At 63.1% G+C, this 17,273-nt stretch carries 9 protein-coding genes; 5 read left to right on the plus strand and 4 right to left on the minus strand.

Annotated features, from left to right (window positions below; all coding sequences use genetic code 11):
- Window positions 1-279 precede the first annotated feature (279 nt).
- A complete protein-coding gene (locus AC1ME3_RS01640) occupies window positions 280-1,233 on the minus strand; it encodes a helix-turn-helix domain-containing protein (RefSeq protein ID WP_480954571.1) in 954 nt (317 codons plus the stop codon).
- 759 nt (window positions 1,234-1,992) lie between these two features.
- On the minus strand, window positions 1,993-3,276 hold the full coding sequence (locus AC1ME3_RS01645) for an NAD(P)/FAD-dependent oxidoreductase (RefSeq protein WP_480954572.1): 1,284 nt from the start codon (window positions 3,274-3,276) through the stop codon (window positions 1,993-1,995).
- A 296-nt stretch (window positions 3,277-3,572) separates the two neighbouring features.
- Here AC1ME3_RS01645 and AC1ME3_RS01650 point away from each other — a divergent pair, with 296 nt between their 5' ends.
- On the plus strand, window positions 3,573-3,965 hold the full coding sequence (locus tag AC1ME3_RS01650) for a barstar family protein (RefSeq protein ID WP_480954573.1): 393 nt from the start codon (window positions 3,573-3,575) through the stop codon (window positions 3,963-3,965).
- A gap of 180 nt (window positions 3,966-4,145) precedes the next feature.
- Here AC1ME3_RS01650 and AC1ME3_RS01655 read toward each other — a convergent pair whose 3' ends face one another.
- Entirely contained in the window at window positions 4,146-6,539 is a 2,394-nt protein-coding gene (locus AC1ME3_RS01655) for a membrane-bound PQQ-dependent dehydrogenase, glucose/quinate/shikimate family (RefSeq protein ID WP_480954574.1), read from the minus strand.
- A 229-nt stretch (window positions 6,540-6,768) separates the two neighbouring features.
- On the opposite strand from AC1ME3_RS01655, the gene AC1ME3_RS01660 reads away from it, so the two are divergent.
- The 4 genes from AC1ME3_RS01660 (at window position 6,769) to AC1ME3_RS01675 (ending at window position 13,698) form a co-directional block, all read left to right on the plus strand.
- Complete coding sequence (locus AC1ME3_RS01660) at window positions 6,769-7,752, plus strand: LacI family DNA-binding transcriptional regulator (RefSeq protein ID WP_480954575.1); 984 nt, start codon at window positions 6,769-6,771, stop codon at window positions 7,750-7,752.
- A gap of 99 nt (window positions 7,753-7,851) precedes the next feature.
- Window positions 7,852-10,350 carry a TonB-dependent receptor domain-containing protein gene (locus tag AC1ME3_RS01665; protein ID WP_480954576.1) on the plus strand — a complete coding sequence of 833 codons (2,499 nt, stop codon included), beginning with the start codon at window positions 7,852-7,854 and terminating at the stop codon, window positions 10,348-10,350.
- A gap of 20 nt (window positions 10,351-10,370) precedes the next feature.
- Window positions 10,371-12,167: an alpha-amylase family glycosyl hydrolase gene (locus AC1ME3_RS01670; protein WP_480955884.1), complete on the plus strand. Its 1,797-nt coding sequence runs from the start codon at window positions 10,371-10,373 to the stop codon at window positions 12,165-12,167.
- 205 nt (window positions 12,168-12,372) lie between these two features.
- On the plus strand, window positions 12,373-13,698 hold the full coding sequence (locus AC1ME3_RS01675) for an MFS transporter (protein ID WP_480954577.1): 1,326 nt from the start codon (window positions 12,373-12,375) through the stop codon (window positions 13,696-13,698).
- Window positions 13,699-14,030: 332 nt separating this feature from the next.
- Here the strand turns inward: AC1ME3_RS01675 and AC1ME3_RS01680 are convergent, their stop codons facing one another.
- Window positions 14,031-17,042, minus strand: a complete 3,012-nt coding sequence (locus AC1ME3_RS01680; protein WP_480954578.1) for a TonB-dependent receptor domain-containing protein — start codon at window positions 17,040-17,042, stop codon at window positions 14,031-14,033.
- Window positions 17,043-17,273 lie beyond the last annotated feature (231 nt).

The following is a 17,273-nucleotide window of genomic DNA, read 5'->3' on the forward strand; positions in this document are numbered from 1 at the left end:
AACGCGCCGTTCGCGAACCAAAAGGATGACATCGACCCCACCGTGCACGCACGATGTGGTGATCTATCCTGACTGACGAAGCCCCCCGGCCCGCCCGCCCCCAATCAAGTTAGCTCCTTAAAAGGAGCTTCCTCATCCTCGCCCGGACGACCCGGCCGACAACCGGCCGGAATTATTCCGATGCGGACCAATACGCCGACTCCGCGTAGCCGCCATTGCCTGAAGATCCAAATTTATTGACTGGCCGTAGCTTTGTAAAAAACAACAAATGACAAGGGTTTAGGCGCCCTGACCATTCTGTCGCCTGACTTCGGTAGCCGTATTGCCGAACGCCGTACGAAAGGCGCGCGCAAAATGGGCCTCGCTCGAAAACCCGAAGGCGAAGGCGATCGCTCCAATACGACGTGTATCATGGGGATCAATCAGCGCCGCATGGGCGCCGTCCAGGCGCCGCCGCCAGATAAAACGCGCGACACCGCCGAACTGATCGAGCGCCGCATACAACTCTGACCTCGAGACGTTGAGTTTCGCCATTAGCCATTCCGGTGTTAGGTCCTCGGAGCCTAGACGGCTGTCGATGATCCGTTTGGCGCGACCTACTAGAGCGGTCCGGCGGTCGCTTGGCGGCGTGGTGATCGCCTTGGGATTGTAGCCGATTGCGATCACAAAAAGCTGTAGAATGATATCGCCAAGCACCAGAGCACTGTGCACGGGCAGTCGCTTAAGTCGCGGCGCTAGTGCCTGAAGATGAGCCGCGAGCAGAGCGCTAGCCTCTGCGTCGAGAACCAGACCATGAATTGCACGAACATCGTCGACATATCGCGCCAACAAGACACGTGGGATTGAGACATTGATGATCGAGCGCTCTTCTAGATCAACCATACAAAATGGTTGCCCGAAATCGAGAACCATAATCGTACCCGCGTTACTTTCCACCTTGCGTCCAGCAGCCTCGCCCCGGCTCGCCCCCGAGATTGCCAGTTGGACGCTGATACCGTCATGCCGGTCTTCTATGATCCGTGTCGACGTCCGCTCTGACCGCCGCGGCGACGCGACGCATTTGATCAGGTGAAGCGGCCCCAAATAACATGATGCGATATGGGCATAGATGGGTTCCGATAAAAATACCGTCTTCAACGTATGATCGATCGCCGCTTCATAGGCGTTTTTTTGCAGGTTCGGGTCGAGCGTACCGGTATCAAGATACGACATCGCGATCGTTTCAATCGTCATTCGCCCTATTCATTCCCTATGACGCGTCTATAACCGAAAAGGCAGACGGCCGTTTTTGTCGTGTCGAACCGCATCCAACCACGCGCTGCCGGACATTACCTCACATATGCAACTGAGCGCCAAGCGTACCTGATGCCGAAAAAATGTAATGATTTCATTACAGCTACCGCGAGCCTGCTTTCCCCGTTGCGTAACCCTATATCACAAGTCCGACCGCACGGTATCTGACACTGCCTGCCGGTCAGTCGCGGTTCTGTTCGCCGATTGTTTGAACGCCAAGGAACGCGCCGTTGAGCACCAACGGCTAGGAACTCCAAGTTTCATTCAAAGACCATCATGTCGTCAGCCGTCAGTAATTCCGCTGAACGGACGACCAAACAGGCTTACAGCGTCATCGTATCGACATGGCATGTTGACGCTGATCCGATCTTAGGAACAACCCAGTTCCAAACGCTCAGCCGCAGTTCCCACCCACCACTCAGAATATTCTTTCATGTCGGATGGATGCGTCGGCAATCCACGTTGATGGCAAGATGTGCGGCTTAGCTGCCGTTCCTAATCCCTTTGGCGACCAATCGGTTATACCAGCGCTCCCCGACGAATACGAAGCATATGCAGCGATGGTGCTGCCAACCTCCGGCAGCGAGGGTATCCTGGAAGGCGCTTTGTTTTAAACTTGCAGTGCGCGAATTGCTCTTCGAGAGAAGACCGCAAAGGGTTTACGTTAACCCTCCAATCAAGCGCGGGGAATGATCTGGATCACAACCCGGCGCCACCAGCACCCGTGATCGTCTTGAGATCGATCGTCAGGTCCGCCAGTAGCCTAGGATCAGCCCGCAACGCCCCGACGACCAATGCGCGGCCCTGTACATAGTCGCGCACACGGTTCACGCAGTCGAGCGCGATCACGCGGCCAGCTTTCAGGTAGACCAGCGAAAAGCTGCGTTCGGACGGATCGCCTCGTAGGATCGCGTCATCGTAACCCGTCGACAATCCGACGGTCTGAAGCTTCAGATCATACTGGTTCGACCAGAACCACGGCACCGCATGATATGGTTCGGGCGCCCCAGTCAGGACTTTCGCCACGGTCATCGCTTGATCGTTCGCGTTCTGCACCGATTCCAGACGGATCGTCGCGCTGTCGGCGAACGCATTAATATGTGCCGCGCAGTCCCCGATCGCGAAGACGTCGGGCAAGGTCGTGCGACAATGGTCATCAACCGTCACGCCGTTGCCGCCTTCGGCACCCGCAGCCAGCAACGGCGCGACCGCCGGAACGATGCCGATGCCAACGATCACCATCTCGCAGGCCAGTATGCCTCCGTCAGCAAGGCGGACCCCGCATGCCGCCCCGTTCGCCGCCTCGATGCACGATACCGCGACGCCAGTCCGCACATCCACGCCGTGCGCGCGGTGTTCGGCCTCGTAGAACCGCGAGAGCGCCTCACCCGCGACACGCGCCAACACGCGATCCTGCGCTTCGAGAACCGTTACGTGCTTGCCCAGTTTAGTCAGAACGGCAGCGGCTTCGAGTCCGATATAGCCCCCCCCGATCACTACGACATTGTCCACCGCAGGCAGTTCCGCGATCATCTTGTCGACGTCGGCGCGTGTCCGGACGCCGTGGACACCCGTCAGATCATGACCGGCACAGGTCAGTCGTCGCGGTGCACCGCCCGTTGCCCAGATCAGCGTGCCATACCCGATGACGTCGCCGGTGGCGGTCGTCACGCGATGCGCGTCGGCATCGACGGTCGTGACGGTCAGGCCCAGTCGCAACGTGATAGCGCGATCTACCCAGAAGGGGCCGGGGCGTATCAGCATACGCTCGAACGGCCTGTCCCCCGACAGATAGTCTTTCGACAAAGGCGGGCGCTCGTACGGAAGGGATGGCTCTTCGCCAAGAAGCGCGATGGTACCGTCATACTTGCGCTGGCGCAGACCGATTGCCGCCTGGGCACCGGCATGGCCAGCGCCGACTATGAGGACGTCGTAATGTTCGGTGTCGGGCATGCTCATCTTCAGCGGAGTATCCGCGCACATCGCCGGCTGCCACCCCAATTTTGCGGCAATCCTCGGTCGATCGCTAGTTGGGGCCATGCGATTGCCGGTCGCGGTTGTCCGAACACGCGTCCCCTCGACGCCCTGACAAAATCGCTGTGGAGCGGAAAGAATCGTATGTGAGGAAAAAAGGGACGCCGGGATGCCGAGCGCAGCCCAGTTCGCACCGACGGGTCCGACGAGATAGTCTGCCCCCTGTTCCCCAGCCCAATTACCAGGGCCTAACTTCCATGGTCGCTGTTGCGGGCAAGCGCGGGGAAAGGCTAGGTCTTGGGGCGATGACGAAAACGCTCACCATCATCGGTCAGAACATCCGCGACATCCCGAGCTTCTATGTCGAAATCAACCGGGTGTTCATGACCGGAGCAGAATTTCAACTGGGCGATAGCCTCGATGCGTTGAACGACATGCTCCATGGTGGTTATGGCGCGATCAGCGGACGAGAGCCGGTTCGGATCGTCTGGCATGACATGGCTGCAAGCAGAATGGCACTCGGCCTGGAGGCAACACGGGCGTTTCTCGCCGGCAAGTTGCAGCGCCCCGATGTGTTCAATGTGGACCTGATTGGTCGGCAGCTGGACGCCCTGGAGGGCGGTAGGGGACAAACCTATTTCGACATCATCCTCGAGATCATTGGCGACCATCCAGACATCCAGCTTGTGTCGGCATGATGCGATGGGCTCATGCGTCTATAAGTCGAGGTAGAGCGTAACAACTGGCGTGTTGGTTATGCTTGCGGACAGCGCAACGTCTTGGCGTCCCGAACTCATGTCTGGGTGTCGGGGACTGCCAAGTCATATCTGCAAACCTACGCCGTGCTTGGCGACGTAAAGCCTTCCTCCCCAATTGCCTCATGAGCGCGGCAAGGCATAAGCCAGCGTGTAATCCCCATACCGCGTCCCGAGCGCGCCGTGACCACCGGCGGTGATCACGACATACTGACGCCCATCGGCCCCGCGATACGTCATCGGCGTTGCCTGTGCCCCCGCCGGAAGCCTGACCTTCCAGACCACTTTGCCAGTCCTCAGGTCGAACGCGCGCAGATATTGGTCGGTCGTCGCGGCAATAAAGGCGAGCCCGCCTGCCGTTACGATCGACCCGCCCAGATTCGGCACGCCGGTTTTGATCGGCACGCCCAAGTGCGAGCCGAACAGTCCGGTATCGCGCGCGGTACCGAGCACTTCGCGCCACAGGACCTTCCTAGTCTTCAGATCGACCGCGGTCAGATGCCCCCAGGGCGGGGCGTTGCACGGTGCACCGAAGATTCCGATCCATGCCTGGACGACCGCGACGTAGGGTGTGTTGTACTGAGTCTGCAGCTGTGCCTGACGCGCGTTCTCGCCACCCTGCTTCTGCGCCATCAACGGCCCGACACGCGGATCGTCCCGGCGCATCAGCCATAGCTTGAACGGCATCTCCATGGTGTTGACGGTCATGATGCCGCGCACGGGGTCGACCGCGGCGCCACCCCAGTCGGTAACACCGTCGAAGGCCGGATGGCCGATGATCGGCTTCAGTCCGATCGGCTGGTACATGCCCGCCCCTTGCGACCGGCGGATATCGATGCGGCACATGAGCTGGTCGATCGGCGTCGCGCCCCAAGTCGTCTTCTCGCTTGGTGCCGGCGGGCTGAACGACGGCATTCCTACCGAGAAGGGTTGGGTCGGCGACACTTTTACACCCGGGGTTGCGCCGTCGGTGCGGACCGGACGCTCCGCCACGGCCGCGATCGGCGCACCGGTAAGGCGGTTGAGGAAATACACCTGACCCATCTTGGTCGTCTGGAGCAGCGCGGGGATCGTCCGCCCGTCGGGCGCCCGATAATCGAACAGCGACGGTCCGATCGGCAGATCCATGTCCCACATATCGTGGTGGACCAGCTGACGGCTCCAGCGCAGCTTCCCCGTCGCCACGTCCAGCGCGACGATCGACGTGCCGAACCGGTCGTCGAACGGCCGGCGGTACCCGATCCAGTAATCCGGTGAGGCGTTGCCCGTACCGAGATAGACGATACCGTTCGCGGCGTCGGCCGTGATCGCGCCCCACACGTTCGGCGTGCCACGCGTGTACACTTGTCCGGCAGGCAGCGGCGCGATCGCATCTTGCGAACGACCGACGTCCCAGGCCCATACCGGCTGGCCCGAGACCGGATCATAAGCGCGCACGACGCCGCTCGGAATATTGCGGTTGACGTTGTCGATGATCCGCTCGCCGATGATAAGCCGTCCGTTGACCACCATTGGCGGCGACGTGCCGATCTGGTCGGATGCGGTCGACACGCCCATGTTCGCACGCAGGTCGATGCTGCCGTTCTGGCCGAAGCCTTTGCAGACTTGTCCGGTGTCCGCGTCGAGCGCGACGAGACGTGCGTTGAAGGTCGGCGCGAAGATCCGATGTGGACACGGCGTTCCAGCGGGTGCCTCGAAATACGCAACCCCGCGGCAGACGAGATAGTTGTTGCCCTTCACATTGGCCGTCTCGTGCCAACTCCACCTGGTATGCCCCGTCGTCGCGTCGATCGCCTGGACGAACGAATGCGGGGTGCAGGTGTACAGCGTGTTGCCGATGTGGATCGGCGTCGCCTCGGAATGATATTCGCGCTTGTGCTCGGTCGTCTCCGCCGCAACCGGAAGATCGCCGGTGCGCTGAGTCCAGGCGAGCGTCAGGCCGCTGACATTGGCCGGCGTGATGTCGGCTAAAGCCGAATAGCGTCGCCCCGAGGCGGTGCCGCCATAATCTTTCCAGTCGTCGTCGGCTTCACCCGCAGTCCGGGCCGCGCCGGTTGCACCTGGAGGCGTCGCATTCGTCGGAGCCTGCGCCTCGACATCGCGACCACGCAACGCCAGCATGCCGACGAACACGACCGCAATGCCGGCCGCCAGGGAGGGGGCCGCGCGTGAGAAGCCGGAGGGCCGGCGCTCCGCCGTGCCGCGGCGCCATCCAAGAAGCAGGACCAATACCAGCAGGACGGTAGGGGCGACGACACGCGGCACGAGTTGCAGGCCGTCAAGCCCGACCTCCCAGACCGCCCAGATCAAGGTGCCGATCCAGATCGTCAGGAACAGCCAGTGCCCACGCGCATCCTCCCGGCCGATCAGCCCACCACTCGCGACCATTGCGATCCCGGTGATGAGATAATAGGGCGATCCGTGAAGCGACAGCAGCACCGCGCCGGCGACGGCAAAAAAGCCACCGAGCAGCGCGATACTCCAGCCGAGAGCCCGTGCAAGGTTACTGCGCATCATTGTCTGCTCCCGCCGCCATTGGCGTGTTAACGCATGATAAGAGAACCCGCTGCTTCATGACGGCGTTTTCATGATACTCGTGTCGAGATCAGGTCATGTCGGATCGGCATTGGGTCGGCGCCGATCCTGGCTGCCGATGCGACGTTACCTACGCCATCGCAATTGCGGCCACGCAACGCTGCTCGTACGCCCTGCCCCATCACCCGTCCCGACGAGGATCTACCCAGCCATGAAACTTGCCGACCTGGCCGAGCTCGCAGGCGTTTCGACCGCGACGGTATCGCGTGCGCTGGCAGGGCATCCGTCCGTCAATGCACAGACACGGGAACGGATTCGCGTGCTAGCGCGCGAGCACGATGTCCGGCCGAACCAGCTGGCACGCAATCTGCGGCTCAAGAGCACGGGGGCAATCGGCCTTGTGCTGCCGCTGGGCCATGCTCGGACGCAGCATTTGACGGACCCATTCTTCCTGTCGCTGCTCGGGTTCCTGGCCGACCTGCTGGTTGAGCGCGGCTACGACATCCTGTTGTCGCGGGTCATTCCCGATGCCGACGACTGGCTCGAACGCGTCATCGACAGCGGACGGATCGACGGGCTGTTGCTGGTCGGGCAATCGGACCAGTTCGGCGTGATCGAACGCGTCGCCCAACGCTATCGCCCGCTGGTGGTATGGGGCGCGCACCGCGAGGGGCAGCATCACCTGACGATCGGATCCGACAATCTTGCGGGCGGCGGGATGGCGGCGCGGCACATGATCGCGCAGGGGCGCAAACGGCTGCTGTTCGTCGGCGATCCCGCCCCGCCCGAGTTCGCGGACCGGCTAGCCGGGTTCGCGGCAGCGGCCGACGAAGCGGGCCTTCCGTGCGAGGTCCTGGCGACACCGATGACGCCCGAAGTGGTGCATGCTGCGGTTGCCGCGCGGCTCGCCACCGGTGCGATCCCCGATGCGATATTCGCGGCGTCCGACGTTGCGGCGATGAGCGTGCTGCGCGCGCTGACCGAGGCCGGGATCGATATTCCGGGTACGACTGCGGTGATCGGCTATGACGACGTGACGCTCGCCGCGCATACCTCGCCTTCGCTGACGACGATCCGCCAGGACCTTGAGATCGGAACGGAATTAATGGTCGACCGGCTGCTCAAGAGAATCGCGGGTGAGCCTGCGGAGTCCGCGATCGTACCGCCTGTGCTCATTACGAGACAGTCGGCCTAATTTTCGCAATCGATTGCAGAATCCGCGTTGCAATCGATTGTGAGACGCGTAGGAGGCGGCCTTGGGCTTCTCAGAAAGCCGTCGCGCAGGGAGAGTCGCATGAAAGTACGTCACGCATTGCTGGCTGGCATCGCCGCCGCATCGTTCGCCACCGCAGGGGCCGCACAGACCGCACCGCAGGCTGATCCGGCTGCAACGCCCGCTGCTCCCGCTGCCGACGTCCCGCAGGACGACATTGTCGTAACCGCGGTCGCACGCGGCACGAACAAGCTCAACACGTCGATCACGACCAGCTCGATCACCTCGGACGCGCTGATCCAGCTCGCACCGCGCACCTCGGGTGAACTCCTCCGCAACCTCCCCGGCATCCGGGTCGAGGCATCGGGCGGCGACGGCAACGCGAACATCTCGGTCCGCGGCCTGCCGGTCGCATCGGGCGGCTCGAAGTTCCTCCAGCTCCAGGAAGACGGCCTGCCGATCCTCGAATTCGGCGACATCACGTTCGGCAATGCCGACATCTTCCTGCGCGCCGATTTCAACGTGCGGACGGTCGAGTCGGTCCGCGGTGGCTCGGCCTCGACCTTCGCGTCGAACTCGCCCGGCGGCGTCATCAACTTCATCTCGAAGACCGGCGAGCAGGAAGGCGGCGCGTTCCAGCTGAGTAGCGGGCTCGACTACCGCGAGTTCCGCGTCGATTTCGACCAGGGCGGCAAGCTGTCCGACACGCTGACCTATCATTTCGGCGGTTTCTACCGGATCGGTGACGGCCAGCGCGAAGTCGGATTCGATGGCGTCAAGGGCGGCCAGTTGAAGGGGAACATCACCAAGTCGTTCGGCGACGGCGGCTATGTCCGCCTGTACGGCAAGTATCTCGACGACCGCGCGATCGGCTACCTCCCGAACCCGGTACAGGTGAGCGGCACCAACAGCGATCCGACCTACAGCAACATCACCAATTTCTCGATCAACAACGGCACGCTGCACAGCGCCGATATCCGCACCGTGCAGACGCTCGACGGCAACAACCAGCTCGTCACGCGCTCGATCCGCGACGGCCAGCACCCGGTCGTCTATTCGGCGGGTCTCGAGACGCAGATCCCCGTCGCGGATGGCTGGAACGTGGTCGAGCGGTTCCGCTATTCGGATATCTCGGGCGGCTTTACCTCCCCCTTCCCGGCAGCCGTGGACTCGGCGCAGACCATCGCCAACGGCATCGGCGGCGCCGGGTCGCAGCTGTTCTACGCGAGCGGACCGCAGAACGGTCAGCGGATCACCAATCCCGCGTCGCTCAACGGCAATGGCCTGCTGGCGAACGTCGTGCTGTTCGACGTCGACCTGAAGAGCCTCAACAACATCACCAACGACATTCGCCTCAACGGCTCGGTGCCGCTTGGCTCGGGTACGCTGGCGATCACCGGCGGCTTCTACGCCTCGCGCCAGGACATCAAGAGCGACTGGCTGTGGAACTCGTTCGTCCAGACCGTCGCCGATGACGGCCGCTCGCAGCTGGTCGACGTCCGCACCGCGGCGGGCGTTCCGGTCACGCAGAACGGCACGCCGGGGTATTCGGCATTCGGCTTCGGCAATTGCTGCCGCCGGTCGTACGATCTCGACTACACGACCTACGCACCGTTCGCGCAGCTCGGTCTGGAGATCGGCCGCTTCAACATCGACGGCTCGCTGCGTTACGATTTCGGTCGGGCACGGGGCAGCGTCGCCGGCGCCGATCTGGGTGCAGGCTTCGGCAGCGGCATCACGACTTTCGACATCAACGGCAATGGCGTGATCTCGGCACCCGAGCGTCAGGTCGCGATCATCCCGACGCGCCGCTCGCCACTCAACTACAATTATGATTACCTGTCCTACTCGGGCGGCGCGAACTATCGCCTGACCGACAGCACCGCGGTGTTCGCCCGCTACAGCCGCGGCGGTCGCGCCAACGCCGATCGCCTGTTGTTCGGCCCCTCGATCAATACGACCACCGGCGGGCTGACCGACGAGGGCGCAGCGGTCGATTTCGTCCGCCAGCTCGAGGGCGGGTTCAAGTTCCGCCAGAACGGTCTCTCGCTCTATGCCACCGGCTTCTGGGCGCGCACCGAGGAGCAGAATTTCGAGGCGACGACGCAGCGTTTCTTTAACCGCGAATATGAAGCGAAAGGCGTCGAGCTCGAGGGCCGGATCGCACGCGGGCCGTTCTCGCTGTCGGCGGGCGGCACCTACACCGATGCCGAGATCACCAAGGACGTTCTCAACCCCGCAGTCGAGGGCAACCGCCCGCGTCGCCAGGCCAAGTTCATCTTCCAGGCGACCCCGCAGGTCGATGTCGGCCGTCTGACCGTCGGCGCGAACGTGATCGGCACCACCGACAGCTTCGCGCAGGACAATAACGGGCTGAAGATGCCAGGCTACACGCAGGTCAACGCGTTCGTGTCGGTGCACCCGACCGAGAACGTCACGCTGTCGGTCAACGGCAACAACCTGTTCGACGTGAAGGGCATCACCGAAGCCGAGGAAGGCGCGATCCCGACCAACGGCATCGTCCGCGCGCGCTCGATCACCGGCCGGACGATCTCCGCCGCGGTCCGCGTCGGCTTCTGATCGGGCGGGTGAGCGTGACTATGACCTCCACCGAGCGCCGTCTCGACGCGCTCGCCCCCCTCCTCAAACGCCAGTTCGAACGGCTGTACGGTACCGATCGACTGGCGACGCTCTGGCCGCGGATGGAGACGATCCTCCGCGACCGGGCGGCCGAGCGCCCGGCGGCGATGGTCGCGCTCGACGAAGCGCGGCTGGACGATCCGGACTGGTTCGTCGCGCCCGACATGCTGGGCTATTCGACCTATGTCGATCGGTTCGCCGGCACCGTCGGCGGGCTGATCGACCGCGTCGACCATCTCGAATCGCTCGGGGTTCGGTATCTCCACCTGCTCGCGTTGCTCAAGGCACGCGAGGGCGATAGCGATGGCGGGTTCGCGGTCGCGGATTATCTCGCGATCGAGCCCCGGCTAGGGACGATGGCCGATGTCGAGCGCCTCGCCGCGCGGCTCCGCGAGGGGCGGATCAGCTTGTGCGTCGACCTTGCACTCAACCACACTGCGGACGATCACGCCTGGGCGAAGGCTGCGCTCGCGGGCGATCCGCACTATCGTGCCTTTTATCATGTTCTGGGCGAGGACGAGGCTCAGACTTACGAAGCCGACCTTCCCCAGGTGTTCCCGACGACCGCGCCGGGCAACTTCACCGAAGTGCCGGCGATGGGCGGGCAGGTCTGGACGACCTTCTATCCATTCCAGTGGGACCTCAACTGGTCCAATCCCGAAGTCATGCTCGCGATCGTCGACACGATGCTGCGACTGGCGAACCATGGTTTCGAGGCTTTCCGGCTCGACTCGATTGCGTTCCTGTGGAAGCAGATCGGCACCGATTGCCGCAACCGTCCCGAGGCGCATTTCATCGTCCGCGCGCTCCGCGCGGCGCTCGACATCGTCGCACCGGCGACGCTGCTCAAGGCGGAGGCGATCGTCCCGACCGCGCTCGTGCCACCGTACTTCGGCGCCGACGAAGGCGCGGACTGGGACGGCGGATTCGAGCCCGAATGCCACTTGGTATATAACAATTCGCTGATGGTCGCCGGCTGGGTCGCGCTGGCTGAACAGTCCGCCACCCTCCCCCACGCGATTGTCGAGGCAAGCGGCGGCCTGCCTCGCGGCGCCAACTGGCTGAGCTACGCGCGGTGCCATGACGATATTGGCTGGGGTGCAGTGATCGGCGACCTCGCCGGGATCGATCCCGACCCGGTCGCGCGGCTCAAGGTAGCGGCGCGCTTCCTCGAAGGCGGTGACGGCAGTTGGGCACGCGGCGCGCCGTTCCAGTCGGACGGGTCGGTACTTCATGGCTCGAACGGGACGATGGCATCGCTGGCCGGTCTCGAAGCCGCGGCAGACGATGACGCGCGGGAAATGGCGTTTCGGCGGATCGCACTGCTCAACGCGCTGTCGATCGCGAGCGGCGGTCTGGCGACGACGTACATGGGTGACGAGGCGGGGCTGCTCAACGACGCGAGCTATCTGGACGACCCCGAGCGCGCGCATGAAGGCCGCTGGCTGCACCGGCCGGAGATGGATTGGACGGTGCTCGATGGCGCGGTCGCACGGCGGATCAGCGGCGACCTGGAAGCGTTGCGGGCGGCGCGGATTGCGAGCGGCGGCGCGGGTTCTCCCACGACGATCGCGACGGGTTCCCCTGCACTGCTCGGGATCGGTTGCGGCAGCGACCGGGTGTTCCTGAACTTTTCTGGCGCTCCCGTGCAGGTGGATGGCTTGGCGGGCTGGCAGGATCGCCTGTCCGAACAGCCTTGCGGTCACACGCTCGCCGTCGAACCCTGGGGCGTCATCTGGGCAGGCCCGGGGGCATGACCCCTGCTACACCTACCCCGAGCGGCGTGCGATCTTACAATCCTTCCCCGCAAGGGGGAGGTGGCGCCGAAGGTGACGGAGGGGGAGGACACGGAACAGCGGTTACCCTCTCCTCCCCCTCCGTCTGGCAAGTGCCAGCCACCTCCCCCTGGCGGGGGAGGATCGACCGGTCCACGCCTCGCGGGCTCGAACAAGGGGCATTTTGATGAACCTCGGCCTCATGACCAAACCCCGCCTCTCGCTGATGCGTCTTATCGAGATGAACCTCGGGTTCCTCGGGCTGCAATTCTCGTTCGGTCTGCAACAGGCCAACATGGCGCCGATCTACGGCTATCTCGGCGCGGACGAGGCTAGCCTGCCGCTGCTGTGGCTCGCCGGGCCGATGACCGGGCTGCTCATCCAGCCGCTCATCGGCGCAATGAGCGACCGGACCTCGACCCGGATCGGCCGCCGCACGCCGTATTTCCTCGTCGGCGCGGTGCTGTGCAGCCTGTGCCTTCTGGCGATGCCGTACAGCCCGACGCTGTGGGTGGCGGCCAGCCTGTTGTGGGTGCTCGACGCCGCCAACAACGTGACGATGGAGCCGTACCGCGCCTATGTCGGCGACCGCCTACCCGACGACCAGCGCGCCGCCGGCTTCCTGACGCAGTCGGCGTTCACCGGCCTCGCGCAGACGCTGTCGTATCTGGCGCCATCGCTGCTGGTGTGGATCGGCTTCAACAAAGACGCCGTGGATGGCAACGGCATCCCCGACATCACGCGCATCGCGTTCCTGATCGGGGCGGTGCTGTCGCTGGCAACAATCGTCTGGTCGGTCGTCCGCGTCCCCGAACTGCCGCTGCCCGAGGAGGAGAAGGCCCGGCTGGCGAAGGAACCGCTGACCCTCGGCGGCACGCTCCGCGAGCTCAAGACTGCGCTGGTCGAGATGCCAAAGCCAATGCGACAGCTCGCGTTGGCGATGCTGTGCCAGTGGTACGCGATGTTCGCCTACTGGCAGTTCATCACCTTCGCGGTCGCACGGTCGCTGCATGGTACGTCGGACGCCAAGAGCGAGGCTTTCCGCGATACCGTGCTCACCGTCGGCCAGCTCGGCGCGTTCTACAATGCGGTCGCGTTCGTCGCGGCGATCGCGCTGGTTCCGCTCGCCCGCCGCTGGGGCGCAAAGAGCGCACACGCCGCGTGCCTGCTCGCATCGGGCGTGGCGATGCTGGCGATCCCCGGCCTGCGCACCGAGGCGGCGTTGTTCGTGGCGATGCTCGGCATCGGCATCGGCTGGGCGAGCATGATGGGCAATCCGTACATCATGCTGATCGACATGATCCCGCCCGAGCGCAACGGCGTCTATATGGGCATCTTCAACATGTTCATCGTCATCCCGATGATCATCGAGAGCCTGACCGTGCCGCTGTTCTACCACTCGCTGATGGGCGGCGAACCGCGCAACATCCTGTACCTCGGCGGCGCGCTGATGGTGCTGGGCGCTATAGCTACGACTCGCGTCACGATGCGTGAACCCTCGCCTGCCGCCTGAAACTTCGGCCTGGAAGACCCAGGCTGACCTGCGCCGAAACCGAGGCGCCACGGTCCATCCGCGACTGAGGTATCGATCGGACGCATCGCCTGGTAGCGGTGCTACGGGTCGGTCAACCTGAAGTTGCCGGATCTGCACCTCCACATCACTTTGGCGGGCGAATAATATCCAGCAATGCGCGCCGTCCCGCGCGAGTCGGTTTGGACACCTTGGTGTAACGCCTCCGAATGCGGATGAACTCGGTTGTCGGAGCCTCTCCTGCGACCCCGCCACGATACGAAAAAGGGGCAGCTTCTTGCGAAGCCGCCCCCTTCCGTCGCGATGTTTAGCGATCAGAACTTGAAGTTCGCACCTGCGCGGAAGGTCCGACCGATCAGGCCGGCATAATGCCACGTGGTCAGATAGTTTGGCGAGCTGGCGTAGGAGGCCGGTGCGATCGGTGCGCGTGCACCGAGGATGTTGCCGACGTTACCGAAGAACGAGAAGTCGTCATTCACCGCTACCGTCGCGTTCAGGTCGACGTTGATGAAGCTGTTGACGTAGCAGAACCGATCGACGGGCACGCCGGCCTGCGACGACTTGTAGAGGCTGTTGGCACACGACGTATCAAGGCTGCCCTGGTCGGTTGCGACCGCCTTGATCTTGCCGACGTAATAGGCGGTTGCGGTCAGCGAGAACTTGCCGGCCGCAAGCGTGTTCTGCCAATTGCCACGCCAGTTGGGCGTGCCGTTGCCCGACGACAGGTCATACGGGCCCATCGTGCCAGCATATTTCTGCACGCCCTGCGCCGTATGGCGATCATATTGGATGATATAGGTCGCCTCGACCCGGCTGGTGAAGCGAATGCCTTCACCAAGCGGGATACGCGCGGTCGCCGAGAAATCCAGACCCGACGTCTTGTCGAAGTTCACGTTCACGAACGGTGCGTTGAGGATCAGCAGCCGCGGCAGCGCGTTCGGGAACGCCGGATCGATGCCGTCGACCGTGTTGACCGAATAGCCCGGCCCGACCGCCGCCACGGCAGCGGTCGCAGCAGCAAGGTTCGACTGTCGGTAGTAGGCGGCGATGGCGTCGCCGGAAAGTGGGCCGTTGGCGATCAGGTTCGACTTCTTAACGTTGTAATAGTCGACCGTTGCGCTGAACCATGATGTTGGTTCGACAATGATGCCACCAGTGAAGCTCCGCGACGTCTCCGGCTTCAGGTCCGGATTACCGACGAAGCCGCGACCGACCGAATAGTTGAGGTTGTACGGATTGCCCCCTGTTAAGCAGACGTTGTTCCCACTGACCGCGCCGCCATGCGCCGCACAGAAGTTGCCGGGAGGCTGGTAGTTAACGAAGCCCGCATACTGAGAACGCGGACCAGCCTCAGCGAACGTCGGCGCGCGGAAACCTTGCGAATAGGTCCCGCGAACCGCGAACTGGCGGATCGGCGTGAACTTGAAGCCGACCTTAGGCGAGAAGCGACCAAATCCTTCCGAATAATGATCGTAGCGACCCGAACCGTTGATCTCGAGAATGTCGAGCACGGGTGCCTGGATCTCGAAATAACCCGCCGAGACGGTGTGCTTGCCAAAGGCCGACGAGGTCGTGAGGTTATAGGTGTCGAGCAAGGCATTCTGGTTATTGTTGACCAGCGACTCACGCCGCACTTGGCCGCCGACAGCGACCATCAAAGGGCCACCGGGGAGATCGAACAGCTTCTTGGTGATGGCCGCGTCGAGCGAGTACATTTCGGAATGCGACGGCGTGATCTTGTCCGGCGAAACGAAGTCGCGCACCGCCTGCGAATTCTGCGTCGGATTTACGAAATTGTAAGCGCCCGTGTTGATCGCATTAAGCGTGTTGGCGATGTTCAGATACCCGCGCTGGACGATCTCCAGGTTGTCGCGGGCATAAACGCCGTCGACTTTCCACGTCCAATCGTCGCCGACCGAGCCGTGTAGACCACCGGCGAAGCGGTACACTTCGTTGGTACGGTCGCTGCCGGCGTCGATGTCGCCGAACGAGTAATAGATGCGTGCTGCGCCGGCTGCAGGGGTATTGGCGAATGCCGTGGCGTACGGGTTGTTGGGGTTGAGTTGGCGACCCGGTGCGCCGGGAACCGCGCAATTGATGCCCGCCGTGCAGATATAGACCGGCAGAACGATGCCCGGGTTGTTCGATGCCAGGGATGGTACGCCGCCATACGGCTGCGTGTTCCGCAGGCCGCGCGGCGCGTTGTTGATGCTGACGTAGCTGTTAGAATAGCTGCCGGTCAGGTAGCCTTCGACGTTGTCAGCCAAACGCACGCTGATCCGTCCGTTGATCGAATATTTGCGCTGGAACGGAGCGAGCTGGAAATACTCGTCTTCCAGATTGTGCTTGCAGCCGACGCCGTTGGCGACCCCGGTCTGGGTGAACGTGCCGCGCGCGCAGTTTCCGAGATTAAGCGTCGTATAGTTGGCGTTGGCGATCGCCGTACCGCCGCTCAACGGATTGTTGAGATCGGTTTGTGTCGTGCGCACCACCACTGCATTCGGCGTCGGGGTGGTCAGCGAATTGTCCGCACCGTTATTGTCGTTGCCGCCGATCGAGGTCAGATCGCGGTTGTTGTACGGAAAGCCACGGCTGTGGTTGCTGACGCGACCGTCCTGCTGGAATTCGCCGTTCAGATAGACGTTGAAGCCCTTGTCGGCGTAATCGCCGTAGCCGATCGTCAAGTTGGCGCGCTGACGAGCCGCGTCGCCGTGGCTGCTGGCACCGGCTTCGACCGTGCCGGCAATGCCGGTGAACTGCTTCTTAAGGATCAAATTGACCACGCCGCCGATCGCGTCGGCACCATAGGTCGACGAGGCGCCGTCCTTCAGCACTTCGACGCGCTCGATCAGGCTGAACGGGATCGAGTTGAGATCGACGTAGGAATTATGGCCGTCGTCGTTGATCGGGAAATTGGCCGAGCGCAGGCCGTCGACCAGCACCAGCGTCGACGAGACACCGAGGCCGCGGAGCGATACGGCGACGCCGCCAGCCGAAAAGCCGCTCTGGAAGCCGACGCCGATCGAACCGCCGCTATCAGCCGAGACCGAGCGGATCGCTTCGGCGGCCGTCGTGATACCGGCCTTGGCCAAGCTGTCCGCGGTCAGCACCGTAACGGGCGACGGCGTTTCGGTGTTGGTCCGGCGGAACAGCGAACCCGTGACGACGATATCCTGCGCCGGCTCCTCCGCTTGGTCGGTCGTCGCCGAGACGGTACCGGTGGGTACGGTCTGCGCGAAAGTCGGGCTGCTCAAACTCAGCAGAATGGCGAGTGGCGCGGCGCCGGAGCACAGACGTGTCGCGATGGCGCGGTTGAACGGACGCATAGAATATATTCCCCCGGATATTAAAATTGCGGCCGGCAGAAACGACACGCAACAGACACCCCCCGGTGCCTTTGTGCGGCGTAAGTGACGAATGCAGAAAGCATTGTAAATTGTTGGGCGATGCAGAGGTAATTTTGTTACGATTTGTTGCCTTTTCGCAACAATGGTAATCTACGCCGCTACAGAGGCTGCTCGTTTTGGCAGACCGGGCGGCAAAGGCCTTGGTACGCA

The organism is Sphingomonas sp. BL2, assembly GCF_056680015.1.

Excerpts from the sequence above, each read along its gene's own strand:
- AC1ME3_RS01640 (WP_480954571.1), bottom strand. The coding sequence starts at position 1,233 with ATGACGATTGAAACGATCGCGATGTCGTATCTTGATACCGGTACGCTC.
- AC1ME3_RS01645 (WP_480954572.1), bottom strand. The coding sequence starts at position 3,276 with ATGTGCGCGGATACTCCGCTGAAGATGAGCATGCCCGACACCGAACAT.
- AC1ME3_RS01650 (WP_480954573.1), top strand. The coding sequence starts at position 3,573 with ATGACGAAAACGCTCACCATCATCGGTCAGAACATCCGCGACATCCCG.
- AC1ME3_RS01655 (WP_480954574.1), bottom strand. The coding sequence starts at position 6,539 with ATGATGCGCAGTAACCTTGCACGGGCTCTCGGCTGGAGTATCGCGCTG.
- AC1ME3_RS01660 (WP_480954575.1), top strand. The coding sequence starts at position 6,769 with ATGAAACTTGCCGACCTGGCCGAGCTCGCAGGCGTTTCGACCGCGACG.
- AC1ME3_RS01665 (WP_480954576.1), top strand. The coding sequence starts at position 7,852 with ATGAAAGTACGTCACGCATTGCTGGCTGGCATCGCCGCCGCATCGTTC.
- AC1ME3_RS01670 (WP_480955884.1), top strand. The coding sequence starts at position 10,371 with ATGACCTCCACCGAGCGCCGTCTCGACGCGCTCGCCCCCCTCCTCAAA.
- AC1ME3_RS01675 (WP_480954577.1), top strand. The coding sequence starts at position 12,373 with ATGAACCTCGGCCTCATGACCAAACCCCGCCTCTCGCTGATGCGTCTT.
- AC1ME3_RS01680 (WP_480954578.1), bottom strand. The coding sequence starts at position 17,042 with ATGCGTCCGTTCAACCGCGCCATCGCGACACGTCTGTGCTCCGGCGCC.